This window comes from Pectobacterium fontis (genome assembly GCF_000803215.1).
Classification (GTDB): Bacteria; Pseudomonadota; Gammaproteobacteria; order Enterobacterales; family Enterobacteriaceae; genus Pectobacterium; species Pectobacterium fontis.
Map to the genome: position 1 here is coordinate 115,784 of NZ_JSXC01000034.1, position 17,506 is coordinate 133,289.

Below are 17,506 nucleotides of genomic sequence, written 5' to 3' on the forward strand. Positions count from 1 at the left end.
CGCCTTGACGCGAGGTGAAGGCGGCAGTGGGATACTCAGAGATCCATTACCAGAATCTTTGAGCGACGCTGGTAGTTGTAGAGCGCCTGTTTTTTCTTCGGCAGCATCTCTACTTCGGCGGGTAAAAAACCGCGCTCCTGGAACCAGTGAATGCTGTGCGTCGTCAATACGAACAGCTTTTGCAGACCCTGCTGACGTGCCTGAGCGGCAATGCGTACGAGCAACATATCGCCGCGTGATGAACTGCGGTAATCAGGGTGAACCGCGACGCAGGCCATTTCGCCAATGCTTTCTTCCGGGAACGGATAAAGCGCGGCGCAGGCGATGGTCAGGTTATCGCGAACTACGACGGTGAATTTGTCGATCTCCATTTCCAACTGTTCACGCGAGCGTCTGACCAAAATACCTTGCTCTTCCAGAGGGCGGATCAGTTCCAGAATACCGCCGATGTCATTGATGGTCGCACGGCGAACCTGCTCGGCGCTTTCCATCACGATCTGCGTACCAATTCCGTCGCGTGAGAACAGTTCCTGCAACAGCGCGCCGTCATCCTGATAGCTGATCAGGTGGCTGCGGCGTACGCCGCTACGGCAGGCTTTGACCGCGCCGCGTAGGAATCTGACGGTACCCGAATGGTAATCGCCAGTCTGTTCCAGCGTATCAATACGCTGCTGAGCGTCATCCGGGAATAGCTCGGAAATGATGTTGCCTTCTTCGTTGGTCACGCCCTGCGAAGAGCAGAAGCCGATCATCTTTTCTGCTTTCAGCTTAATGGCGAGCTGGGTCGCGACCTCTTCCGAGGTTAAATTAAAACTTTCACCGGTAACTGAAACAGCAACCGGACCGAGTAAGACAATCGCGCCGCTATTCAACTGGCGATGAATCGCTTCTTCATCAATACGACGAATACGGCCGCTATGGCAGTAGTCCACGCCGTCATCCACGCCTAGTGGCTGTGCGATAATAAAATTACCGCTGACAACATTAATGTGGGCACCTTGCAGCGGTGTGTTGTTCAGGCTCATCGATAGCCGGGCGGTGATATCCAGTTGCAGCATCCCCGCCGCCTGCTTGACCAGCTCCAGCGTGGCGCTATCGGTGATGCGGGTGTTTTTATGGTAGTGGGGCTCGTAGTGGTGCGTTGTCAGGTTGGCATCGATCTGAGGACGCGCACCATAAACAACCACGAGCTTGATGCCCAGACTGTGTAGCAGTCCGATATCATTTACGATGCTAGAGAAGTTGGCATGCTCAATGGCTTCACCACCTAACATGATGACAAACGTTTTGCCCCGGTGGGCATTGATATAGGGAACTGAATGGCGGAAGCCCTGAACCAGTTCTGTACTACGTTCCTTCACTGCGAGCCCTCTTTGCATTTTTATTCGTAATTTATGTATTTTTATTCTTTGTGGCGTAAAAGGCAAGAAGAAGTATTCACCAGAGAAGTGAGGTTAATACTTCACATTTATGATATCCGCCAGTTATCAGGCCTGAACTTGATTTTTGCATGACAGCGCGGGGCAGATTCGTTAAAGTTTTTGACAATTTTTACCTTTATTCATTTTTTATGGCCTATCCCGCCGCGTGGCAACACGACAATGCAGGATAACGCACAGCAATCAGATCGGAGCGGCATGTCTCATTCGAATCATCATCTGACTCGGCGGCGTCTATTACAAAGCGCGGCAGCAACCTGGCTGCTAAGCGTGAGTGGTGTAGGGATGGCGGCGACCACACAGGTTATTGCCGTGCGCGTCTGGCCGTCATCCGCCTATACTCGCGTCACGTTGGAATCCAATCACCCACTGAAATATAAACAGTTTAGCCTCAGTAATCCTGAACGTATCGTGGTGGATATCGAAAATGTTCACCTGAATCACGTATTAAAAGAAATCGCCAGCCAGTTTCAGCAGGATAACGATCCGCTGATTAAAGAGGCGCGCATCGGCCAGTTTGATAAAAGCACGGTGCGTTTGGTGCTGGAGCTGAAACTGAAACAACAGGCGACGACGAAAGTCTTTACGCTGGGGCCGGTGGCCGAATTCAAGCATCGGCTGGTACTGGATTTGTACCCTGCGGCGGGACGCTACGATAACGAAGACGATCCGCTGTTGGCGTTGCTGGAGGATTACAACAAAGGCGAACTGGAACGTACGCTGCCAGCAGAAGCGCCGAAAGCCGGAAAAGCAGGGCGGGATCGCCCATTGATTATTATGCTCGATCCCGGTCACGGCGGTGAAGATCCCGGTGCAATTGGCAAGAATAAAACGCGTGAGAAAGATATCGTGCTGCAAATCGCCCGCCGCCTGCGCACGCTGATCGATAATGAATCCAACATGAAGGCCTACATGACGCGTAATGAAGATGTATTCATTCCGCTGCGGGTGCGAGTGGCGAAAGCGCGCAAGCAGCGTGCCGATCTGTTCATTTCCATTCATGCGGATGCGTTTACCAATCGATCGGCCAGAGGATCGTCGGTTTTTGCTCTCTCGAAGAAAGGAGCAACCAGTACCGCCGCCAGATTTTTGGCAGAGACCCAGAACGAATCGGATTTGATCGGCGGCGTGAGCATGAGCGGCGATCGCTATCTGGATCACACCATGTTCGATCTGGTGCAGACGGTGACCATCAACGATAGCCTGACATTTGGTAAAGAGATTCTCACCCGATTGGGTAAAGTGAATCGGCTGCATAAAAACAGCGTCGATCAGGCGGGGTTTGCAGTACTGAAAGCGCCGGATATCCCCTCTGTTCTGGTTGAGACGGCCTTTATCAGTAATTTGGAAGAGGAGCGTAAGCTGCGCACCGGCCATTTCCAGCAGCAGATTGCCGAATCCATTTTTGCGGGAATTCAGGCCTATTTTGCCAGTCAGGCTGAACGGTAGCGGGCTGTTGGTATCATCGATATTACTCTGGGGCGGCGTTTCGTCGGCGCGGTTCTGGGGGATATTCCTGAGAGGTGTGCTGTGCGTGGCAACAGATAATGCGCAGAAAAACAAAAAGCACCCGTTAAGGTGCTTTATCGTGTCGTTTCTCATTGAAAAACGTCTTAGTTGGTTGCGGGAGCCGGATTTGAACCGACGACCTTCGGGTTATGAGCCCGACGAGCTACCAGGCTGCTCCATCCCGCGTACGTATGACTTGTTTTTACTTTTTTTGATGGACGACTCACATCAATTGGTTGCGGGGGCCGGATTCGAACCGACGACCTTCGGGTTATGAGCCCGACGAGCTACCAGGCTGCTCCACCCCGCGTCCGTACTGACTTACTTTCACTTACTTTGATGGACGACTCACATCAATTGGTTGCGGGGGCCGGATTTGAACCGACGACCTTCGGGTTATGAGCCCGACGAGCTACCAGGCTGCTCCACCCCGCGTCCGTGGATGCGCACTATACACTCCGTGAGCATTGATGCAACCTATTTCTATAAAAAGCGTAGAGTTTGGTTGCCAGGTGATTGATTTACCGCCTGATGGGTCGTTTTATGACCGTAATATAGTGATGGCCCTAAAACCTGATTTTTACGATAGCGCGTGGCCACACAGCACGCCTTACCCCGTGGATTTATACGCGCTCCCATTCCTTTCTCGATGGCTGTTTGTTATCGTTCGACGGTAAATTTTTTGATGTAACAAGCGAGCGCAAAATGAAGGGACGGTGGGGAAAATATGTGCTGACCGCAGTGGTCATTGCCATTCTGGCGGGGTGTCAATCCAGGCCAACCGATCGCGGGCAACAATATAAAGATGGGCACCTCAACCAGCCTCTGGAATTGGTGAATGAGCCGAATGCCAAAGGAAAACCGGTCAACGCGCGGGATTTTATCACTCAGGTTTCTGAAATACGCTCGGCTTCCCCTAATCTGTACATGCGTAATAACACGACCTTTCAGGCGATTGAAAACTGGATGATGTCAGGGGCGGATACCCGCGAACTGAGCAAGTTTGGCCTGAACGCCTGGCAGATGGAAGGCGTCGATAATTTTGGTAACGTGCAGTTCACTGGCTATTACACGCCAGTATTGCAGGCGCGCCATACCCGCCAGGGGGAATTCCGTCATCCTTTATATGCTATGCCGTCAAAGGGCAAAAAGAGTAGTCGGCTACCGGATCGTGCCGGAATTTATGCTGGGGCGCTGGATGACCGACTGGTTCTTGCCTGGACCAATTCGCTGGTCGATAACTTCATGATGGAAGTGCAGGGCAGCGCCTATATTGATTTTGGCGATGGGCGTCCTCTGACGTTCTTCGGTTATGCAGGTAAAAACGGCCATGCCTACCGCAGTATTGGTAAAGTGCTGATCGATCGGGGTGAAGTTCCGCGTGAAGAGATGTCTATGCAGGCAATCCGCAAGTGGGCGGAGCAGCACACCGAGTATGAAGTGCGCGAACTGTTTGAGCAGAACCCCTCGTTTGTGTTCTTTAAACCGATGATGTCTGCGCCGGTGAAAGGGGCCAGCGCCGTACCATTAGTGGCGAAAGCCTCCGTGGCATCTGACCGTTCTCTGATTCCGGCAGGCACGGCTCTGCTAATGGAAGTGCCGCTGCTGGATAACGTGGGCAAATTCACCGGAAAATATGAAATGCGCCTGATGATTGCGCTGGATGTGGGTGGTGCGATTAAAGGCCAACACTTCGATATGTATCAGGGTATTGGGCCGGATGCGGGGCACTCGGCAGGTTTTTATAACCACTATGGTCGTGTCTGGGTTTTGAAGAACGCGCAAAGCAGTATGGCGAATGAGGGTTCTTCACTGCTGGTTAATTATCAATAACATTTATTCTTCTCTGAGGTTGTCATGGCGATTAAACGTTATCCACATCTTGCGCATTGGGGCGCGTTTACTGCTGTGGTTGAAGACGGCAAGCTGATTCGCTGTGAGCCATTTGCCGACGATCCGGCACCTTCCGCCATGCTGGATTCCATTGTGCCGCTGGTGTATTCCGAACGGCGTATCCGTCGCCCTTCGGTGCGTCGTTCCTGGCTTCAGAAACGAGAGAACAGCGACAGAACGCTACGTGGTCGTGAGGATTTTGTTGAGGTGGATTGGGACGTCGCGCTCGATCTGGTCGCGCAGGAAAATCGTCGCATCCGCGATCGCTATGGTGCTGACGGCATGTTTGCCGGTTCTTACGGCTGGTCCTCTGCCGGACGCTATCACCATGCGCGTTCGCAGGTACGACGCTTCTATTTCTCCGGCGGTGGTGCGGTCGATCAGCAGGGGAATTACAGTTGGGGCGCGGCGCAGTTCTTCCTGCCGTACGTGATTGGCACCTTCCATCCGCTGACAGGCAAGGTGACAGAATGGCGTAGCGTCGCCGAGCACTGTGATATTTTCCTCGCGTTTGGCGGTCTGGCGCTAAAGAACGCCCAGGTTGCTTCCGGCGGTGCCGGGCATCATACGCTGAAGCCCGCGTTGGAAACGCTGGTGGCAAAAGGGATTCCTGTCATTAACATCAGCCCGATGCGCGATGATTGCCCTGAGTTTGTCAATGCCGAGTGGATTCCTATTCGTCCGAATACCGATGTCGCCCTGATGCTGGCGCTGGGCTATGAAATTCAGCGTCTGGGCGCTGATGATAAAGATTTTCTGCAACGCTATTGTGTCGGTTATGAGCAGTTAACGGATTATTTGCACGGTCGCGGCGATGGCGTGGCGAAAACGCCGGAATGGGCCAGCGATATCACCGGTATTCCCACCGAGCGCATTCGGCGTCTGGCGCAGCAACTGATTGGCGTGCGCAGCTTTATTACCTGTTCTTATTCCGTACAGCGTGCGCACCGTGGCGAGCAGCCTTACTGGATGATGATCGCGCTATCTTCAATGCTGGGACAGGTTGGGTTACCGGGAGGCGGCTTCTCCTTCGGCCACGGCTCAATGAATAGCGTGGGTAACGAACGCATCTCAACGCCTGCACCGGCTTCACCTTCGACTCCTAACGCTGGTCAGTCGATCCCCGTGGCGCGTATCGCCGACATGCTGTTGCATCCGGGAACGCCGTATACTTTTCAGGGCGAAACCCATACTTACCCTGATATTCATCTGATTCACTGGGCGGGGGGGAATCCGTTCCACCATCACCAGCAGTTGAACCGTCTGGTGGACGGTTGGCGTAAGCCGGATACGGTAATTGTGCAAGATATCGTCTGGACGCCAGCGGCGCAGATGGCTGACATCGTGCTGCCCGTCACCACCACGTTGGAGCGTAATGATATCGGCGGATCGTCCCGCGATCGCTTTATTTTTGCCATGCATCAGGCGATTGCGCCGCGGCATCAGGCGCGTAATGACGTGGATATTTTCAATGAACTTGCGGAACGACTGGGTTATGGCGACGCGTTTACGCAACACCGCAGTGAGCAGCAGTGGCTGGAACATCTTTATAACGAATGCCGCGCACGGCAGCGGGATGCCGCTGACAGTTGGCCGTCATTTGAGGCGTTCTGGCAGCAGGGGCATGTAGAAATTCCGATGGATGAAAAGCCATTTGTGTTCTTTGAAGACTTCCGCCGCGACCCGCAGCAGCATGCGCTGAGTACGCCAAGCGGTAAAATTGAACTGTTTAGCTCTGCCATCGCCAGCTATGGCTATGCTGATTTTGCGCCGCACCCTGAATGGCGGCCTCCCGTCGAATGGCTGGGTGCCGAAAGCACGCAAGAGTGGCCGCTGCACTTTATATCTATTCAGCCCTCTGACCGTTTGCACAGCCAACTGGCTGTTACGCCGCAGGTTGCCGCGAATAAAACCGCAGGAAAAGAGACGCTGTACATGCACCCGCAGGATGCCGCCAAACGGGATATTATCGATCGTTCGCAGGTGGAAGTCAGAAATGCGCGTGGTCGCATTCTGGCTGGCGTACAGATTACCGATGGCGTTACGCCGGGCGTGGTGATTATGTCTACTGGTGCCTGGTTTGAGCCTGGGTTTGGTCAGAAAACGTGGCACCCGATTGAGCAATCAGGTAATGCGAACGTACTGACGTTGGATATTGGCACGTCGCCGCTGACGCAGGGGCCGAATGCCATGAGCTGTCTGGTGGATGTCGTACGGGTTTAGCGCTATTCTGAGCCGGTTTTTCTCGCTGTTTTATTTTTCTGTGATTTTGTAAGGTTGGTTGAATGAGTACGCAATTATCCGAAGCCTATTTGCAACGCTTCGGCGGCACTGCGCGGTTATATGGTCAACAGGCGCTGGCGCTGTTTTCTCAGGCTCACGTTTGCGTGATTGGTATTGGCGGCGTTGGATCCTGGGCGGCTGAGGCGCTGGCGCGTACTGGCATCGGCGCGATCACGCTGATCGACATGGATGATGTGTGCGTCAGTAATACTAACCGACAGATTCATGCGTTGCGTCAGCACACCGGACAGTCTAAAACGGAAGTGATGGCCGAACGTATTCTGGCGATCAACCCGGAATGTAATGTTACCTGTGTGGATGATTTCATCAGCGCGGAAAATGTGGCTGAGCTGCTCAACCAAAATTTCAGCTATGTGATCGACGCCATCGACAGCGTACGCCCGAAGGCGGCACTGCTTTCTTACTGCCGTCGCTATAAGATCCCGGTGGTGACCACTGGCGGTGCGGGGGGGCAGATCGATCCGACTCGAATCGAGGTGGTCGATCTGGCGAAAACAATTCAGGATCCGCTCGCCGCCAAGCTGCGTGAACGGCTGAAGCACGATTTTAACGTGGTGAAGAACAGCAAAGGAAAGCTGGGTATCGACTGTGTGTTTTCCAGCGAACCGCTGGTTTATCCGCAGCCTGACGGTTCCGTTTGCGCGTCGCGCAGCACGGCAGAGGGCGTCATGCGGATGGATTGTGCGTCAGGCTTTGGCGCGGCGACGATGGTCACCGCCACTTTCGGGTTTGTTGCGGTATCCCATGCGCTGAAGAAAATGATGGCGAAAAGGGGAAGAGCGTCTACGACGTAACAAACAGTCTGCGGCATAGAAATAGCCGAGCGCCGCTATTTTTTCGCCGCTTCTTGTTCGGCAATCTCCTTGATTCTGGCGGCCAGCGCCGCCAGCCCGCTAGAACGCGATGCGCTGAGTTGAACGCGCAGCCCCAGCATGTCAAACAGCGCTAGCGGATCGTGCTGTAATAGCGTTTCAGGTGTTTTTCCCTCAGCGGCGGTGAGCAATACCGCCAGTAATCCGCGTACGATGCGCCCATCGCTGTCGCCGTAAAAGTGCAGCCTGCCGTCTTCCTGACGTTGATAGCCCAGCCAGACGCGATTCTCGCAGCCGGACAGTGAAATACCCTCGGTTTTTAGTATCTCGGGCAGGGCTGGTAGCGCCTTTGCCAGCAAAATGAGCTGTCGATAGCGATCTTCCCAGGCTCGGCAGGTATCGAAACGTACCAGTAGATCGGCAACGGTAATACTGTGGCCAAAAGGGTGGGCGGTATCGGTTATCTCGGTCATGATTTGTGGCCTGTCATCATTTTGGTCGAGCATCGTTTAGTCGAGCAGTAATTCAAGGGCGTTGCCCAGCGCGGCGACCAATGCAGCAACATCTTGTTGGTTATTATACGGGGCAAATGAGGCGCGTAGCGTGCCGCTCACGCCGAGCGCGTCCATTAACGGTTGTGCGCAGTGATGTCCGGCGCGTAGTGCGATGCCGCTTTCAGCTAACAGCGTCACCAGATCGCTATGGTGGATATTGGCAATATCAAAGGACAGCACGCTGGAATGCGGGCTACGGAAGCTGCGAAAACCGGGAAAATGCGCCAACTGCGTTTCGGCAAGGTGCGCCAGCCGCTGGCTGTGTTGTTCTGCGGTGTGCCAATCCTGTGCGCTTAGCCAGTCTAACGCCGCAGACAGGCCAAGTACGCCAGCAATGTGTGGTGTTCCCGCTTCAAACCGCTGCGGAATCGCCTGTGGTAGGAAACCGTCAAAGGAAACCTGCGTCATCATTTTCCCGCCGCCTTGCCACGGCATCATACTTTCCAGCAAGGCGGTTTTGCCGTACAGCACGCCAATACCGGTGGGAGCATAAAGTTTGTGCCCGGAAAATGCGTAGAAATCGATATCGAGCGCCTGTACATCGGGTGGACAGTGAACGATGCCCTGTGCGCCGTCAATCATCACTACCGCGCCATAGCGGTGAGCCAGCGTAATCGCGCGTGCCAGATCGGGCTGGCCGCCGGTCACGTTTGACATTTGCCCCAGCGCCAGCAGACGGGTTTTAGCGGTGATCAGTGTAGCGAGCTGCTCAAGATCGGGTAAGCAATCCGTGCCTATTGGTAGCTTCACCACATGGGCGCCGGTTTGCTGTGCCACCATCAGCCATGGAATAAGGTTCGCGTGATGTTCTGCTTCGCTGACGATGATCTCGTCGCCTGGCTGAAGGCGAGGGCGAGCATAGCTCTGCGCGACCAGATTGATCGCTTCCGTTGTGCCTCTGGTCCAGACAATTGCACGCGGGTCGTTGGCGTGAAGTAATGTAGCGACTTGCTCGCGAGTGTTTTCAAAACGTTGGGTTAGCGCCTGTGCGCCGCGATGCTGGCTGCGATGTACCGTACCACTTTCACTGCCATAGAACTGTTGCACCGCATCAATGACAGATTGCGGCTTCAGCGTGGTCGCGGCGCTATCAAGATATACCGCCGAATGCTGGAGTGCGGGGAACTGTTGGCGAAAGGTAGCGGGGTTAAACGGTGTCATGAGCATCCTCTTTTGGAGGGCAGATCCTGTCCCATTTTGCCGAGAGAGACAAGTTTAGGACTATGCCTAATGCGATTTTATGGAAAAAAAAACAACTATTGCTACGCTTTAAAGTGTTAATTTTCAGGATTTCCTGATGAATAAAGTTAACTATAAAACATTTAAATTCATTGAGGATTTATTATGAAGAGTAAAATTTCTATTTTCGCCGCTATCGTGATGGCATTTTCTCTGGCAGCCTGTTCCAGTAATTACGTCATGCATACCAACGACGGGCGTACCATCATTGCTGAGGGGAAACCGAAGGTTGATGATGAGACCGGGATGATCAGCTATACCGATGCCTACGGTCAGCAACAGCAAATTAATCGTGATAATGTGAAAGAAATGGCGAAAGGGAAATAACCTTGTTTGTCCATTGTCATTACCTGTTAAGCAGCATTAACCTTATATTATCGGGCTATAGTGGCTTTTAGGTGTGAAACGTAAACAAAAAAAAGCACCGCAAATTGCGGTGCTACACAAAAAATTACTTTAGACAGACAGGGTAAATGTGCAGGAAGTGAATAGGGTAGACTCGCTACCACATCTGCAAAAGGCAGATAAACAAATAGCAAACACAACATCACAACCACAAGCCAAAAGCACCTCAGGTTACCCCTCCGCACTTTTCGTTCCGGCCCAGGAAGTGGCGCTAATATAGGTATTTACTGGTACATCCTCAACGGACAAATTATAATGTCTCGGATTACAAAAACTAATAGTTGTACCCATCATCTTTTCGTTGTGGAGCGGTTGGTCGCTGTCGATTATTTTGATCGTGCAGGCTACAAATCAACTGGGGGTGATTTCCCGTTATCACCTTTCTGCATCTTAAGCGCTATTGGGTACGAATGTGCCTGATAAATCGCTGATTTAGCCTAAACCAAAAGATTTCATTCATGTCAAAACGTCTTCCTCCGCTCAACGCATTGCGCGTTTTTGATGCGGCGGCTCGCCATTTAAGTTTTACCAAAGCGGCCGAAGAGCTATTCGTCACACAGGCTGCGGTCAGCCACCAGATTAAATCGTTGGAAGACTTTCTGGGGCTTAAACTGTTCCGCCGTCGTAATCGCTCTCTGCTCCTGACGGAAGAAGGGCAAAGTTACTATCTTGATATCAAAGAAATCTTCTCATCTTTGAATGAGGCGACTCGGAAACTGCAATCGCGCAGCGCGAAAGGCGCGCTAACGGTTAGCCTGCTGCCCAGCTTTGCCATTCATTGGCTCGTGCCGCGCTTGTCGAGCTTTAACTCCGACTATCCGGGAATTGATGTGCGTATTCAGGCGGTGGATCGTGATGAAGATCGTCTGGCGGATGATGTGGATGTGGCGATTTTCTATGGTCGTGGAAACTGGCCAGGATTACGGGTGGAAAAACTGTACGCCGAGTATCTGTTACCGGTTTGCTCGCCGGTATTGTTGACGGGGAATCATCCGTTAAAAACGCCGGACGATTTGGTCGCACACACGCTGTTGCACGATGCGTCGCGTCGTGACTGGTTGTCCTATACGCGGCAACTTGGCGTGCAGATTAACGTACAGCAGGGGCCGATTTTCAGTCACAGCGCGATGGTGTTGCAGGCCGCGATCCACGGGCAGGGCGTGGCGCTGGCGAATAATGTGATGGCACAGACAGAAATTGAAGCCGGACGGCTGGTGTGTCCGTTTAACGATGTGCTGGTCAGCCGCAATGCTTTTTATCTGGTATGTCATGACAGTCAGGCAGAACTGGGTAAAATAGCCGCCTTTCGCCATTGGATTTTGGCGCGGGCTGCCAGCGAGCAGGAAAAATTTCGCTTTCGCTACGACAACGGTACGCGCTGAAATGGCAATCGTTAACTGACTGAATAATTCACGTAGATAACGACGTATCAAATTGATGGCAGGCCTATTTGCCGAACGCAAACGGCGGCCTTTGTCAGAAACCTTGTGTATAGGTAATAACGTATAGGTAATAACGATGAATAGTCGTTTTATGTTGGTATTTGCCGCTATCAGCGGCTTTACTTTTGTCGCGCTGGGCGCGTTTGGTTCCCATGTTCTCAGCAAAACGCTGGGCGCAACGGAATTAGGTTGGTTGCATACCGGCCTTGAATATCAGGCCTTTCACACGCTGGCGATTCTGGCGCTGGCGGTTGCTATGCAACAGCGCTCCAATCTGTGGTTTTACTGGAGCAGCGTTTTTCTGGCGTTGGGCACGGTACTCTTCAGCGGAAGTTTGTACTGTCTGGCGCTTTCTCACCTGAAACTGTGGGTTTATGTGACGCCAATTGGCGGAACCTGTTTTCTGGTGGGGTGGATATTAATATTGATTGGCGCACTGCGTCTGAAGAGAAAGGCTGAACGCCATGAATAAAGTCATTTTGTATTGCCGTCCTGGGTTTGAGAAAGAGTGTGCGGCAGAAATAACGGAAAAAGCCTCGCAGCACAATGCCTTCGGTTTTGCTCGGGTCAAAGAAAATAGCGGTTATGTCGTATTCGAATGCTATCAGCATGAAGACGCCGATCGTCTGGTGAAAACGCTGCCGTTTCATGAACTGATTTTCGCCCGCCAGATGTTCGTCAGCGGGGAACTGCTGCGCGATCTGCCGCCGGAAGACCGTATCACGCCGATTGTTGGTATGTTGTCCGGTGCCATTGAACGGGCAGGGGAACTGCGTGTTGAAGTTCCTGACACCAATGAAAGTAAAGAACTGATGAAGTTCTGCCGTAAATTCACCGTGCCGCTGCGTGCAGCGTTACGTGAACACAAGATTATGCTGAGCTATGAAAAAGCAGACCGTCCGGTGTTGCATGTGCTGTTTATTGCGCCCGGCTGCTGCTATGTCGGGTATTCCTATAGCAATAACAATTCACCGTTCTATATGGGTATTCCAAGACTCAAATTCCCTGCCGATGCGCCAAGCCGTTCGACGCTGAAACTTGAAGAAGCATTTCACGTTTTCGTTCCAGCGGATGAGTGGGATGAGCGCCTGAGCAGCGGGATGTATGCGGTGGATCTGGGCGCTTGCCCCGGCGGTTGGACGTATCAACTGGTTAAACGCAGCATGATGGTTTATGCGGTAGATAACGGGCCAATGGCACCGAGTCTGATGGACACCGGGCAAGTGATGCACCATCAGGCCGATGGCTTCCGTTTCGAGCCACCGAGCAATAACGTGTACTGGCTGGTATGCGATATGGTGGAAAAACCGGCGAAAGTGGCGAGCTTAATGAGCGACTGGCTGGTGAAGGGCTGGTGCCGTGAAGCCATTTTCAATCTGAAGTTACCGATGAAGAAGCGCTACGAGGAAGTGTCGCAGAACCTGGCGCTGCTGCGTGAACGCCTGAGCGAAAATGGCATTAATGCCGAAGTTCATGCTAAGCATTTGTATCATGATCGTGAAGAAATCACCGTGCATGTTCGTCGTTTCTGGAGCGCGGTGCCTGGGCGGCGCGACGAGCGATAGCGCCGTGCTGATGCGTATCTGGAGTAACGGGTACGCATCCGTATTGATTCGTGTTGCTAGTGAGAATGCGGCTGAGCGCTATCCTGCATCGGTAGCCTTAGCTGCTGTAGATTGCCATTAAGCGTTAAATCGGTACGCAGCGTGGCTACCTGACGACTGATCAGCGCCATGTCTTTATGTTGTTCCAGCTTCTTGCGCCACTTCTCCGGTACGCTATCTAGCTGTTGGTACAGCGCCTCCAGACTCCCGGCCTGTTGCAAGAGCAGTGCGGCGCTTTTGGGGCCGATCCCCGCGATGCCTGGGATCTTGCTGCTGCTAATGCCCGCCAGCCCCCAGTAGTCAGTCAACTGCTGTGGTGAAACACCAAATTCCTGTTCGATAAACGGCAGATCCAGCCAGCGTTTCTGAAAGTAATCTCTGATCTGAATGTGTGGTGCCAGTAGCTGGCAGTACCCTTTATCCGTCGATACAATCGTGGCCTGATGGCCTGCGGATGACAGCTTGGTGGCTAATGTGGCCGCCAGATCATCGGCTTCATTGCCGGGGCTATGCCAGCTTGCGACGCCAGCCGTGGCAAATGCCGCTTTAATCTGCGGAAGTTCCTGTTTCAGATTATCCGGCATGGGCGTGCGCCCTGCCTTGTAGTCGGGCAGGATCTGGTGACGCCAACTGGTATCGCGATCTTCATCATCAAAGACGGCCACCGCGTGCGTAGGCTGGCTGTGTTGTATGAGCTGATGCAGCGCATGTTGGCATGCGATGATACAGGGCGAACCTTGTACCGCATGAATGCGACGTATCAGATTGAGCGCGTCAACAATCAGCAAATGAACGGGCATCGCATCATTCCTATCGTGCTATTCATGAAAGGGGGGAAGCCCCGCTTCCCCGTGTAGGTGTCGATAGCGCTGTCGATTATGAGCAGATTTCGTAGCAGGGAATATAGGCGCTGCCGGGGAGCTTCATACGTTGCTGGGCAACGAAGCCCTGCAACAGCGTATCCATACTTTTCATCATCTGTGGGTCGCCATGAATTTTGTACGGCCCACGTTGCTCAATGGCCTGAATGCCGACTTCCTTCACGTTACCGGCCACAATGCCAGAGAATGCCCGGCGCAGCGCGGCAGCCAGTTCTTCCGCCGGTTGATTCGGATGCAGGTTGAGATCGGCCATGTTTTCATGTGTTGGTTCAAAAGGCAGTTGCAGATCCGGTGCGATGCGCAGTGACCAGTTAAAGCTGTAAGCATCGCCCGTGTGGCGACGGCTTTCTTTCACCTGCGGCATCGCTTTTTTCATCTGACGGGCGACTTCTGCGGCGTCGTTAATGATGATCGAATAGTAGCGACGCGCCTGACGACCCAGGGTGCCCACAATGAATTCATCCAGCACGCGGAAATAGTCTGCACTTTCTTCCGGCCCGGTCAGGATAATCGGCAGCACCTGTTCGCTGTTTTCTGGGTTCATCATGATGCCGAGCAGATAGAGAAACTCTTCCGCCGTGCCGACCCCGCCGGGGAAAATAATGATGCCGTGTCCGATACGTACAAAAGCCTCCAGACGTTTTTCGATGTCCGGCATGATGATCAGTTCGTTGACCAGCGGATTTGGTGGTTCGGCGGCAATGATGGACGGCTCGGTCATACCGATGAAACGCCCCTCTTTATAACGTTGCTGCGCGTGACCGACGGCGGCACCTTTCATTGGCGCTTCCATCGCACCCGGACCGCAACCCGTACAGATATTCAGTTCACGCAGGCCAAGCTGGCTACCTACTTTGCGGGCATACTGATATTCAATTTCATTAATGGAGTGGCCGCCCCAGCAGACCACCATATTCGGCTCTTCCCCAACGTGGAGCGCCTTGGCATTGCGCAGGATAGAGAACACCAGGTTGGTGATGTGGGCGGAATTTTCCAGATTCAGGTTCTGATAGCGACCTGCGCTGGCGATTTGGCCATTGACGAACAGAATGTCGCGTAATACAGCGAACAGATTAGCCTGTAGGGCGCGAATGATGTTGCCGTCAACGAAAGCGTCTTCCGGCGGGTTCACCAGTTCCAGCTTGACGCCACGTTCACGACGCAGCACGTTGATATCAAAATCTTCATAACGGGACAGTAGTTCTTTGCTGTTATCTGTCTGACTACCTGAGTTCAGTACGGCGAGGGAACAGTTGCGGAACAAACGGTAGAGATCGCTGCTGGCCGTGCTTTTCAGCATATCGACTTCCAACTGCGATAACAAATCCATCGATCCCAATGGGCTGATATGTGTAATCAATTTTGCTCCTTGAAACGCAATATAATTCGCGATGTCACGTTGGCTGCCGAGTATACGCTCCGTTGTAACAGACGTTTCAGCAACATGGCACGAATAGCATTCATTTAAACCGCTACACGGCATGCTCGTGCGTTAAATGCCGTATGAAACCGGCTTGAGCATCCCGTTCAGACGTTATGGATCTTTTGTTGTCTGGCATACCACCTTAGCGCGCCGCCACCATTTTTTCCAATGTTGACGGCAGTCTGTCTCCTAACTTGCGTGACGCTACGCATATCTCCGTGCAACTTCACGTTGCATATGCGTTGGCGGGGTATCTTGCCGGGTAAGCCTGTGGCTTATCGACCGCTTACTGGCGCGGCAGGCGTCCAGTCGGGGCGTTAAACGGGGCGTTGCTGCGCCACGGGTTGATGTCCAGCCCGCCACGTCGAGTGTAGCGGGCATACACGCTGAGTGTTTCCGGTTGGTAGTAATGCATGATGTCGTTAAAAATTCGTTCCACACACTGTTCGTGAAATTCGTTATGATGACGAAACGAAACAATGTAGCGCAGCAGCGCTTCACGGTTGATGCGCTTGCCGCGATAGTGAATCTGTACGGAGCCCCAGTCGGGTTGATGGGTGATCAAACAGTTGGATTTCAGCAGGTGGCTGACCAGCGTTTCTTCAACGACAGGCGTGTCCTGCTCATTTGTCGCCAGATAGTCGGCGTTGAAATCATAGCTGTCGATTTGTAGGTCTTGTTCGTCGATGCATTCGCCTGTAAACCCGGCGAGTGGCTGCCCTTCAAGCTCGCTGAGTTTGAAAAGCGTGACACTGACGTCACCCTGCGCGCACTGCGCCAGATCGTTAGCTAACGTTGCACGTACGCTTTCCCAACTGTCGAATATCGTCTGATTAAAGCTGTTCAGATACAGTTTAAAACTTTTCGATTCAATCAGGTTCAGGCTTTCCGCATTGAGATGCATTTCACCCACCGCTACCTGAGGGAGGCCGCGGCTGTTTAGCCAGGACAGTTCGTAGAGCGTCCAGATATCTGCGCCATGAAAAGGCAGATTATCAGGATAAATACCGAGTGGATCGCGGTTCAGGCTACGTGGCACTGGTTGCAGAAGTGCGGCATCATAATGGTCGTGATAGGGCGTGGGTTTGCCGAGCGTCAGCCCGCTTAGGGCTTGATGCTTGTCATAAACGGACATGCTGTTACCTTGATGTGAGAAGCGTGATGGCGAATAGTGTAACCTGACTAAAGAGTGATGAGAAAAATTATGGATCATGTGGTCGTTTCAGCGCTGGCGGCATTTACCCAGCGCTATGTTGCCTGTTGGCAGCAGGAGAAAGGGCATTTGCCGGCCAGTGCAGCACTTTACGGCATTCCTTCCCCGTGTATTGTCGAAAATCAGGGGGAGACGGTTTACTGGTCGCCACAGCCTTTTGCCCCTTCAGCCGCGTTGGATGGCGTGGAACGTGCGCTGGAAATCAGCCTGCACCCTGATATTCACGCTTTCTACACTGCACAATATGCCGGGGATATGGCGGCACAGTTCGATTCGCTATCTTGCCAACTGCTGCAAGTGTGGAGCGAAGAAGACTTTACCCGTATGCAGGAAAATCTGATTGGCCATTTGCTAACGCAGAAACGCCTTAAGCTCACGCCGACGTTGTTTTTAGCAACCACCGATTCTGAGATGACAATGGTGTCGTTGTGTAATGTTTCCGGGGAGATCATTCTGGAAGAATTCGGCACAAAAAAACGCCAAACCTTAGCGCCGACGCTGGTAGCGTTTCTTTCTGACCTCAGCCCGCAGGCGATCTAATGATTAATCGAATTTCACTTTCGGTGCTGTAAGAGATCTCTTACATTTTCTGTAAGAAATATCTTATCTTTAATCTTAAAATTAGGTTTCATTTTTATTTTTTCATTATTAATTAGCTAATTATGGTGAGGATTCGCAATATTACTTAAGGTAGTGTGAGAAACATTGCCACTTACCCCTTGCCGAAAGCTGACAATTAATACATCTTATTACTTAAATTAGTAACCGGTTACAGTGTGTGTGACGGT

At 52.6% G+C, this 17,506-nt stretch carries 15 protein-coding genes and 3 tRNA genes; 9 read left to right on the top strand and 9 right to left on the bottom strand.

What is annotated here, in order from left to right:
- Nucleotides 1-35 precede the first annotated feature (35 nt).
- On the bottom strand, nucleotides 36-1,379 hold the full coding sequence (gene argA / locus OI69_RS11730) for an amino-acid N-acetyltransferase (protein ID WP_200886922.1): 1,344 nt from the start codon (nucleotides 1,377-1,379) through the stop codon (nucleotides 36-38).
- A 258-nt stretch (nucleotides 1,380-1,637) separates the two neighbouring features.
- Here argA and amiC point away from each other — a divergent pair, with 258 nt between their 5' ends.
- The gene (amiC, locus tag OI69_RS11735; protein ID WP_039350810.1) at nucleotides 1,638-2,888 is read left to right on the top strand and encodes an N-acetylmuramoyl-L-alanine amidase AmiC; all 1,251 of its coding nucleotides are present in this window, start codon (nucleotides 1,638-1,640) and stop codon (nucleotides 2,886-2,888) included.
- Between the two features lie 169 nt (nucleotides 2,889-3,057).
- On the opposite strand, the gene OI69_RS11740 is transcribed toward amiC, so the two are convergent.
- The 3 genes from OI69_RS11740 to OI69_RS11750 all read right to left on the bottom strand — a co-directional run bounded on the left by OI69_RS11740 (nucleotide 3,058) and on the right by OI69_RS11750 (nucleotide 3,383).
- Nucleotides 3,058-3,134, bottom strand: a tRNA-Met gene (locus tag OI69_RS11740).
- A gap of 47 nt (nucleotides 3,135-3,181) precedes the next feature.
- Nucleotides 3,182-3,258 (bottom strand) — tRNA-Met (locus OI69_RS11745).
- 48 nt (nucleotides 3,259-3,306) lie between these two features.
- Nucleotides 3,307-3,383 (bottom strand) — tRNA-Met (locus tag OI69_RS11750).
- 270 nt (nucleotides 3,384-3,653) lie between these two features.
- Between OI69_RS11750 and mltA the strand changes: the two genes are divergently transcribed.
- The 3 genes from mltA (at nucleotide 3,654) to tcdA (ending at nucleotide 7,939) form a co-directional block, all read left to right on the top strand.
- Nucleotides 3,654-4,781, top strand: coding sequence for a murein transglycosylase A (gene mltA, locus OI69_RS11755; protein WP_039350493.1), 1,128 nt, complete (start codon nucleotides 3,654-3,656; stop codon nucleotides 4,779-4,781).
- 24 nt (nucleotides 4,782-4,805) lie between these two features.
- A complete protein-coding gene (locus OI69_RS11760; RefSeq protein ID WP_039350494.1) occupies nucleotides 4,806-7,064 on the top strand; it encodes a molybdopterin-dependent oxidoreductase in 2,259 nt (752 codons plus the stop codon).
- 62 nt (nucleotides 7,065-7,126) lie between these two features.
- Nucleotides 7,127-7,939 carry a tRNA cyclic N6-threonylcarbamoyladenosine(37) synthase TcdA gene (tcdA, locus tag OI69_RS11765; RefSeq protein ID WP_039350497.1) on the top strand — a complete coding sequence of 271 codons (813 nt, stop codon included), beginning with the start codon at nucleotides 7,127-7,129 and terminating at the stop codon, nucleotides 7,937-7,939.
- Between the two features lie 35 nt (nucleotides 7,940-7,974).
- Here tcdA and csdE read toward each other — a convergent pair whose 3' ends face one another.
- Together csdE and csdA are read right to left on the bottom strand one after the other, a co-directional pair.
- A complete protein-coding gene (gene csdE, locus OI69_RS11770) occupies nucleotides 7,975-8,430 on the bottom strand; it encodes a cysteine desulfurase sulfur acceptor subunit CsdE (RefSeq protein ID WP_039350500.1) in 456 nt (151 codons plus the stop codon).
- Nucleotides 8,431-8,466: 36 nt separating this feature from the next.
- The gene (gene csdA, locus OI69_RS11775) at nucleotides 8,467-9,672 is read right to left on the bottom strand and encodes a cysteine desulfurase CsdA (protein WP_039350504.1); all 1,206 of its coding nucleotides are present in this window, start codon (nucleotides 9,670-9,672) and stop codon (nucleotides 8,467-8,469) included.
- A 183-nt stretch (nucleotides 9,673-9,855) separates the two neighbouring features.
- Here csdA and OI69_RS11780 point away from each other — a divergent pair, with 183 nt between their 5' ends.
- The 4 genes from OI69_RS11780 to rlmM all read left to right on the top strand — a co-directional run bounded on the left by OI69_RS11780 (nucleotide 9,856) and on the right by rlmM (nucleotide 13,162).
- Nucleotides 9,856-10,077, top strand: a complete 222-nt coding sequence (locus OI69_RS11780) for a YgdI/YgdR family lipoprotein (RefSeq protein WP_039350507.1) — start codon at nucleotides 9,856-9,858, stop codon at nucleotides 10,075-10,077.
- Nucleotides 10,078-10,613: 536 nt separating this feature from the next.
- Nucleotides 10,614-11,537 (top strand): transcriptional regulator GcvA, encoded by a 924-nt coding sequence (locus tag OI69_RS11785; RefSeq protein WP_010296350.1) that lies wholly within the window; start codon nucleotides 10,614-10,616, stop codon nucleotides 11,535-11,537.
- Between the two features lie 136 nt (nucleotides 11,538-11,673).
- Entirely contained in the window at nucleotides 11,674-12,069 is a 396-nt protein-coding gene (locus OI69_RS11790) for a DUF423 domain-containing protein (protein WP_039350510.1), read from the top strand.
- On the top strand, nucleotides 12,062-13,162 hold the full coding sequence (gene rlmM / locus OI69_RS11795; protein ID WP_039350513.1) for a 23S rRNA (cytidine(2498)-2'-O)-methyltransferase RlmM: 1,101 nt from the start codon (nucleotides 12,062-12,064) through the stop codon (nucleotides 13,160-13,162). The genes OI69_RS11790 and rlmM overlap by 8 nt, the downstream gene beginning before the upstream one ends.
- A gap of 56 nt (nucleotides 13,163-13,218) precedes the next feature.
- Here rlmM and xni read toward each other — a convergent pair whose 3' ends face one another.
- The 3 genes from xni to queF form a co-directional block, all read right to left on the bottom strand.
- Entirely contained in the window at nucleotides 13,219-14,001 is a 783-nt protein-coding gene (xni, locus tag OI69_RS11800; protein WP_039350515.1) for a flap endonuclease Xni, read from the bottom strand.
- Nucleotides 14,002-14,077: 76 nt separating this feature from the next.
- Nucleotides 14,078-15,442 carry a nucleotide 5'-monophosphate nucleosidase PpnN gene (ppnN, locus tag OI69_RS11805; RefSeq protein WP_039350812.1) on the bottom strand — a complete coding sequence of 455 codons (1,365 nt, stop codon included), beginning with the start codon at nucleotides 15,440-15,442 and terminating at the stop codon, nucleotides 14,078-14,080.
- Nucleotides 15,443-15,791: 349 nt separating this feature from the next.
- Nucleotides 15,792-16,640, bottom strand: a complete 849-nt coding sequence (gene queF / locus OI69_RS11810; protein ID WP_039350517.1) for an NADPH-dependent 7-cyano-7-deazaguanine reductase QueF — start codon at nucleotides 16,638-16,640, stop codon at nucleotides 15,792-15,794.
- Nucleotides 16,641-16,709: 69 nt separating this feature from the next.
- Between queF and syd the strand changes: the two genes are divergently transcribed.
- Nucleotides 16,710-17,258 (top strand): SecY-interacting protein, encoded by a 549-nt coding sequence (gene syd / locus OI69_RS11815; RefSeq protein WP_039350519.1) that lies wholly within the window; start codon nucleotides 16,710-16,712, stop codon nucleotides 17,256-17,258.
- The last annotated feature ends 248 nt before the right edge of the window (nucleotides 17,259-17,506 follow it).